General features: G+C 76.7%; 7 protein-coding genes and 1 pseudogene. 2 read left to right on the plus strand and 6 right to left on the minus strand.

Annotated elements, in window-relative coordinates; all coding sequences use genetic code 11:
• A partial coding sequence (locus tag ABD317_RS31535; RefSeq protein WP_344294413.1) for an MFS transporter occupies positions 1–1358 on the minus strand: 1358 nt, incomplete at its 3' end.
• Between the two features lie 120 nt (positions 1359–1478).
• Here ABD317_RS31535 and ABD317_RS31540 point away from each other — a divergent pair.
• Positions 1479–2090 carry a TetR/AcrR family transcriptional regulator gene (locus tag ABD317_RS31540; protein ID WP_344294415.1) on the plus strand — a complete coding sequence of 204 codons (612 nt, stop codon included), beginning with the start codon at positions 1479–1481 and terminating at the stop codon, positions 2088–2090.
• Between the two features lie 98 nt (positions 2091–2188).
• Entirely contained in the window at positions 2189–2887 is a 699-nt protein-coding gene (locus ABD317_RS31545) for a phosphatase PAP2 family protein (protein WP_344294417.1), read from the plus strand.
• 12 nt (positions 2888–2899) lie between these two features.
• On the opposite strand, the gene ABD317_RS31550 is transcribed toward ABD317_RS31545, so the two are convergent.
• From ABD317_RS31550 to ABD317_RS31570, 5 genes and pseudogenes are all read right to left on the minus strand, one after another.
• On the minus strand, positions 2900–4243 hold the full coding sequence (locus tag ABD317_RS31550; protein ID WP_344294419.1) for a glutamate-1-semialdehyde 2,1-aminomutase: 1344 nt from the start codon (positions 4241–4243) through the stop codon (positions 2900–2902).
• 6 nt (positions 4244–4249) lie between these two features.
• On the minus strand, positions 4250–4801 hold the full coding sequence (locus ABD317_RS31555; RefSeq protein ID WP_344294421.1) for a dTDP-4-dehydrorhamnose 3,5-epimerase family protein: 552 nt from the start codon (positions 4799–4801) through the stop codon (positions 4250–4252).
• The gene (locus tag ABD317_RS31560) at positions 4798–6045 is read right to left on the minus strand and encodes a polysaccharide pyruvyl transferase family protein (protein ID WP_344294423.1); all 1248 of its coding nucleotides are present in this window, start codon (positions 6043–6045) and stop codon (positions 4798–4800) included. Before ABD317_RS31560 ends, ABD317_RS31555 begins: the two co-directional genes overlap by 4 nt.
• Positions 6042–6989 carry a glycosyltransferase family 2 protein gene (locus tag ABD317_RS31565; protein WP_344294425.1) on the minus strand — a complete coding sequence of 316 codons (948 nt, stop codon included), beginning with the start codon at positions 6987–6989 and terminating at the stop codon, positions 6042–6044. The genes ABD317_RS31560 and ABD317_RS31565 overlap by 4 nt, the downstream gene beginning before the upstream one ends.
• Positions 6986–7192 (minus strand): annotated as a pseudogene (locus ABD317_RS31570) (hypothetical protein); the annotation flags it as partial. The pseudogene ABD317_RS31570 and the gene ABD317_RS31565, both read right to left, overlap by 4 nt.

Raw genomic sequence — 7192 nt, forward strand, 5'->3', positions numbered from 1 at the left:
CCGGCCCCGCGGGACAGCGCGGCGGCGAGGCCGGCGACCACCGCGAGCAGGGCCGCCATGGCCGCGAACGCGTGCGCGTACGCCGCGGCCAGCGCGGCGGGGGTCCCGCCGCCCGGGGCCGCGACGGCGACGAGGACGGCGAGGCCGAGTCCGCTGCCGACCTGTTTGACGGTGTTCATCACGCCGGCGGCGGCGCCGGCGTCGGCGGGGGCGATGCCGGAGACGACGACGGTGGTGAGCGGGGCGATGAACAGGGCGCTGCCCAGCGTCATCACGACCGCGGGGCCGAAGACGCCGGACCAGTAGGTGCTCGCCTCGGTGGCGCGGCTCTGCCAGAGGAAGCCCGCCGCCGCGGTGAGGGCCCCGGCGGCGACGAGGGGGCGGGCGCCGACGTGCCGCATCGCCCACGGCGTCAGCCGGACGCCGACGAGCACGCCGAGCACGGTGTGGGGCAGGAAGCCGAGGCCGGTTTCGAGGGGTCCGTAGCCGAGGACGTGCTGCATCGAGAGCGACAGAAAGTACCACATCGGCGTCAGGGACGCCCCGGCGAGCAGCATCAGCACGTTGCCGAGCCAGATCGCCCGGGCCCGGAACAGCCGCAGCGGCAGCAGCGGGGTGCGGCCGGCGGCCGGGCGGGCCTGCAGGGCGACGAAGCCGGCCAGCACGCCGAGCCCGAGGACCAGGGAAAGGGCGGTACGCGGACTGCTCCAGCCGGACGTGCCCGACCGGGCGATGCCGTACGCGAGGGCCAGCAGGCCGGCGGTGGCGAGCGCCGCGCCCGGCAGGTCGAGCCGTGGCCGGCGCCGCCCGTGCGGCCGCGTGCCGGGCAGCAGCCGTGCGGCGGCCACCAGGGCGGCGACGCCGACCGGCACGTTGATCAGCAGGATCCACCGCCAGGACAGCGCCTCGGTGAGCAGGCCGCCGACGAGGTTGCCCGCGGTGCCGCCGGCCGAGCCGGCGGCCGTCCAGACCGCCACCGCCCGGGTGCGTCCCGCGCCCTCGGGGAAGGCGGCGGTGAGCACGGTGAGCGTCGCCGGGGCGAGCACCGCGGCGCCGAGCCCCTGGGCGGCGCGCGCGGCGACGAGCAGCCCGGGGGACGCGGCGAGGCCGCCGGCGAGGCTGGCGGCGGTGAAGAGCCCGAGCCCGAGGAGGAACACGCGCCGGTGCCCGCAGACGTCGGCGAGCCTGCCGCCCAGCAGCAGGAAGCCGGCGAAGACCAGCGCGTAGCCGTTGACGACCCACGGCAGCCCGGCGGCGGCGAAGCCCAGGTCGGCCTCGATCGAGGGCAGCGCGACGTTCACGACCGAGACGTCGAGCACGACCATCAGCTGGGCCAGGCAGCACAGCGCCAGCACCATCGCCGTTCTCCGTTACCTCCGCGGGCAAAACAATTCGATCGCATTTATTTGCTCCGACCGTAGCCCACTAGACTCGGCACCGTCAATCCAGTGCGCTCACACCGGAAAGGGAGGTCGGCCATGAGCCCGCGCACCCGCGGCCTCGGCGCCCGGCACGACGAGCGCCGCCGCGAGATCGCCGACGCCGTGCTCGCGATCGTCGCCGACCAGGGCCTCGCCGCCGTGTCGCTGACGGCGACCGCCGCCCGGGCAGGCGTGTCCCCCGGCGGCGTCCAGCACTACTTCCCGGCCAAGCACGACCTGATCGACGCCGCCTTCGACCGCGGCAACGCCCTCAGCTCGGAGCGCATCCGCGCCCGGGCCGGCGAGGACCTGGCGGCCGCCGAGCCGCGCACCGTGCTGACCGCCGTGCTCACCGAGCTGATCCCCTACGACGCCGCCACCACGGCGCACCTGCGGGTACGCCAGTCCTTCAACGCGCTGGCACTCGCGGACGCCGCCGTCGCCGAGCGGCTGCGGGAGCTCTACGCCGGACTCCACGGCGACCTCGCCGCCGCGCTGCGCCGCGACCGGGACGCCGGCCGCGTACGCCCCGGGCTGGACCCCGACCGCGAGGCCGTCGCGCTCACCGCGACGACCGAGGGCCTGGCCTACTACGTCCTCATCGGCGCCTACGACGCCGGCCGCGCCCGCGACCTCGTACTCACCGCCGTCGACGGCGTCTACTGCTGACAGTTCGCCGGCGGACCGGCCGCGGCGGCCCGGACCCGGTGGCAGGCTGAAGCCGTGGGCCCGCGGAGGACAGCCGACGGGCCGGACGGGAGGGAGAGATGGGGTACTCCGGCCGGCCCGCGCCCGGGGTGCTGCACCCGTCGCTGCGCGCGTCGCTGGGGCCGGCCGCGGTCCTCGGCGCGCTGGCGGCCGTGGCACTCGGGGTCCTGTTCGCCGGCGACGACGGGCCGGGCGCCGTGGACGAGCGGATCCGGCCGGCGGCGGGCGGTGCGGGGGCGCCGTGGCACGACGTCGCGCTGGCCGTGGACTTCTGGGGGGAGCCCGCCGGGGCGGCGGCGCTGGTCGCGGCCCTCGTGACGGGGCTGCTGCTGCTCCGGCGCACCCGCGCGGCGGTGCTCACCGTCGCGGGGGCCGGCGCGGCCGTGGCGGCGACGACGCTCCTCAAGCCCGTGGTGGGGCGCACCATCAACGACGGGTACCTGTCCTACCCGAGCGGGCACACCGCCTTCGTCACGGCGCTCGCCCTCGTGGCGGCCCTGGCCGCGGTCGGCCGGTTCGACCCCGGCGGCGCGGCGGGCACGCTGCTCGTGCTCGCCGCGGCCCTCGTCGCCGGCGCCGCCATGGGCTGGGCGCAGGTCGCCCTGGGGGCGCACTACGCGACCGACGCCGTCGGCGGCTGGTGCACCGCGCTGGCGGTGGTGCCCGCGGCCGCGTGGCTGACCGACCGGATCGCCGACGGGATCGCCGCCCGCAGGGCCGGCCGCGGCGCCGACGCCGGCCGGCGGAAGCGACGCTGACGGCCCGTCACGTCACCCCGCGCCCCCATCGCCCGCGCGGCGGCGGAACACCGGCCGCACCGGCCGCCCGCCCAGCCAGGGCGTGGGGTCGGCGGCCTCCAGGGCCTTCCGGTACACCGCGCACGCCCCGGCGACCACGTCGACGGTGCGGTCGACGTCGGCGTCGGTCAGCGCGCTGCTCACCACGAACGACGGGGCCAGCACCCCGCCTTCCAGAAGCTGCCGCAGGAACAGCGTGCGGTACTCCTGCGACGGCTGCCCGTCCCGGTCCAGCGTGGCGAAGACGAGGTTGCTGGCCCGGCCCCGGACGACGACGTGGTCGCCGACGCCCATGGCGGCCGCCGCGTCGCGGACGCCGGCGGCCAGCCGCTCGCCGAGGGCGTGCAGCCGCGCGGTGACGCCCTCCTCGGCGTAGGTGGCCTGCACGGCCATCGCGGCGGCCAGCGCGTGCGTCTCCGCGCCGTGCGTGGTGGACAGCAGGAACACCCGGTCGCCGGAGTGCCGCAGCCCGCCCCGTTCCATCAGCTCACGCCGCCCGGCCAGCGCGGCGACGGCGAACCCGTTGCCCAGCGCCTTGCCGAACGTGGAGAGGTCGGGCACGACGCCGTACAGCCCCTGGGCGCCCGCCTCCGACCAGCGGAAGCCGGTGATCATCTCGTCGAAGACCAGCACGCAGCCGTGCCGGTCGGCCAGTTCGCGCAGCCCGCGGAGGTAGCCGGGCGGCGGCTCGGTGTGCGTGGCGGGTTCGAGGACCAGGCACGCGACCTCGCCCGCGTAGCGGGTGAGCACCTCCTCGGTGGCGGCCAGGTCCCCGTACGGGAACGCCACCGTCAGCTCGGCCGCCGTCGGCGGGACGCCGGCGTCCATCGGGGTGGTGCCGATGAACCAGTCGTCGGCGGAGAAGAACGGGTGGTCGCCGCAGACGGCCGCCCGCGGCCGCCCGGTGACGGCGCGGGCGAGGCGCACCGCGGCGGTGGTGGCGTCGGAGCCGTTCTTCGCGAACTTCACCATCTCGGCGGTCGGCACGGTCTCCAGGAAGCGCTCCGCCGCTTCGGCCTCCAGCGCGGAGGGCCGGACGAAGCCCGCGCCGCGGTCGAGTTCCCGCCGCACCGCCTCGGTCACCCGCGGGTGAACGTGGCCGAGGCTGACCGACCGCAGGCCGGAGCCGTACTCAAGATAGCGGTTGCCGTCGACGTCCCAGACGTGGGCGCCGCGGCCGCGGCTGATCACCGGGGCCAGCCCTTCGGGGTACTGGTCGTCGCCCTTGGCGTACGTGTGCGCGCCCCCCGGGATCACGGCGTGCAGCCGCTCGTTCATCACCCGCGACCGGGGCAGCCGGAACTCCTCGGTGGCCACGCGGCGTCACCCCTCCCTGCGTTTCAGGACCTCGGCCAGGCCCGGCGCCTCCCGGTCCCGCCGGGACACCGAGGTGGCCGGCAGCGGCCAGGGGATGGCGAGTTCGGGGTCGTCGAAGGCGATCGTCACGTCCTCCGCCGGATCGTGCGGGCGGTCGATCCGGTACGAGACGTCGGCGGTCGCGGTGAGCGCCTGGAGGCCGTGCGCGCACCCGGCCGGAACGTACAGGGTGGTCTGCTTCTCACCGGACAGCTCGAAGAAGGCCCGGCCCAGGTACGTCGGCGAGTCCGGCCGCAGGTCCACGACGGCGTCGAAGACCCGCCCGTACGAGCACCGCACGAGCTTGGCCTCGCCGGCGCCGGAGCGCAGGTGCAGGCCGCGCAGCACGCCGCGGGCCGAGCGGGACACGCTGTCCTGGACGAAGGCGCCCGGGTCGAGGCCCGCCGAGCGGATCACGTCGGCGTCGAAGGTGCGGCAGAAGAAGCCGCGTTCGTCGGCGTGCGGCGTCGGCTCGAAGAGGTACGCGCCCGCGATCGCCGGGACGCCGGTCGCTTTCATGGTGCCTCCCGCATCGGGTGGCCGCCCGTCGGGAACAGGGCGGCGGTCAGGGCGGTGAACTGGTCTTCCAGGCGCCGGGCGGCGTCGGCGTTCCGTTCCGCGAGGATCTGCCGCAGCTCCGCAGACCGCCGCTCCAGCGCCCGGAACCGGTCGAGCAGCCGGTCGGCGTCGGCCTCGCGGGCCGGGTGGCAGTACGCGCCGAGCCCCATCCGCTCCATGAGCGCCTCGCTCTTGGCCGCGTAGCCGAGCGCGAGCGTCGGCGTGCCGGACTTCAGCGCGCAGACCACGTTGTGGTACCGGGTCGCCACCACGGCGTCGGCCGCCGCCGTCTCCTTCATGAGGTCGGTCAGGGAGGCCGCCTCGGCGGCGGTGACCAGCGGCGAGTCCACGGCGTCGAGGATCGCGCCGACCACCGGCGCGTCGACGGCGTCGCCGGTGAGCAGCCGGACCGGCCGTCCCTCGGCGACCAGCGCGCGGACGAAGCGGGTGGTCCCGTCGAGGTAGCGCCGGTGGATCTCCGCGGCCCGGGCGCGGTCGTCGTTGCCGCCGTGGAAGGCCATGACGCCGACGCATACGAGGCCCGGAGGGGCGGGAGGGGTGTCCGGCGGGTCTGCCGGGGCCTCCGGCGGGGGCGCGGGGAGGGCGAAGGCGAGGTCCGCGTAGACCTCGTCGCGCGCGGTGTCCACGCCCATCGACCGCAGCGCGTCGCGGGACAGGGTGTCGCGGTACGAGCGGTACGCGGCCAGCCGCGCCGACCAGCGCACCAGGGCGCGGGTCGGCCGGTCGCGGATCGGGGCGGCGCCGACGCCGACCAGCGCGATCCGGGTGCCGCACAGCCGGCCGGCCGCGCAGAGCAGGAACAGCGCGTACGGGAAGCCCCACGGCCGCAGCGGCAGCGTGGCCTCCAGGACGCCCATGCCCGGCACGATCACCACGTCGTGCCGGCGCACCCAGGCGGCGGTGCGGACGGCGTCGACGAGCTTGCCAAGACCCTTCGCCGCGACCGCGCCGGCCCGCGACGCGGTCCGGTACTCCCCGCGGTACCAGTGCAGCCGGGTCGCGGGGATCCCGTACCGGGCCGTGACGGTCTCGGGGCCGCCGCACAGCGCGTCCACGACCGCCCGCGGGTGCTCGGCGCGCAGGTACCCGAGCACGGCCTCCAGGGAGCCGTCGTTGCCGAGGTTGCCGGAGCCGAGCAGGCCGAACACCCCGACGCGCGGCCGCGCTTCCTCCCCCGGCGTCACGCCCGCCTCCCCTCCCGCCCGGCGACGAGGGCGTCGACGGAGACCGTGAGCCGGTCCGGGGCGACCGGGGCGCGGTCCTCGACCCGCTCGCCGGCGCCCGGCCGGGCCCGGCTCGCCAGCCACGCGGCGAGGTGGCGGTAGCAGGCGCGCCGGTCGGCCGGGGAGAGCGGCGCCCGCCGGATCGCCGCGACGTAGCCCCACACGTACTCGGCGAGCAGCCGCGGCGTCGGGTGCAGCGGGCCCGCCCGGCGCGGGTCCAGGTTGACGCACCGGGAGCGTTTGGACGGGTTGGCCCGCTCGGCGCGGCCGGGGTGGTCACGGCGGAAGTACAGCAGCTCGGGCACCTGGTGGAAGGGCCCGTGCAGGCCGATCTCGGCGACGAACGTGCGGTCCGCGTGGTGGTGGCTGCCGTGCGGCTTCACCCGGCGCAGCACGTCGGCGCGCATCACCCCGTAGAAGTCGTCGCCGCCGGGCTCGAAGAGCATGCTGCGGAAGCGCTCCGGCGCGTGCGGCGAGGCGGTGGCGAGGGTGTACTCGTACGGGACCTTCACCCGCCCGTCGCCGTCGACGACCGCCTGGTCGGCGTGCGCCAGGATCACCTCCGGCCGCTCGTCCAGCGCCTCCACGCAGCGCCGCAGCAGGTCGCGGGCGTACAGGTCGTCGTGCGAGGCCCATTTGAACAGCTCGCCGCGGCACTCGGTGAAGACGCGGTGGTGGTTGGGTGCGGCACCGATGTTCCGGGGCAGCCGGAGGTAGCGGATGCGCGGGTCCCGGGCGGCGTAGCGGCGGCAGATGTCCCGGGTCGCGTCGGTCGAGGCGTTGTCGGAGACGACCAGTTCGAAGTCCTCGTAGGTCTGGCCGAGCAGGGCGTCGAGGGCCTCGGCGAGGTACTCGTCGCCGTTGTGGACGGGCAGGCCGATGCTCAGCCGGGGGTGCGCGGTCATGGTGTCCTCACTTCGGGTTCGGGGCGGTGCCGGCGCTCGCGCAGCGCGTACCGCAGTTGCAGCCACCACACGGCCGAGCCGCTGACGGTCGCGGCGGCGACGCCCCAGGCGGAGCCGACCGCGCCCGCCGCGGCGGCGCCGCGGACGCCGCCGGCGGCCTCGTACGCGGAGGCGAGCAGCTGGGCGCGCGGGCTGCGCCGGGC

It is taken from the genome of Streptomyces synnematoformans (genome assembly GCF_039531005.1).
Classification (GTDB): Bacteria; Actinomycetota; Actinomycetes; order Streptomycetales; family Streptomycetaceae; genus Streptomyces; species Streptomyces synnematoformans.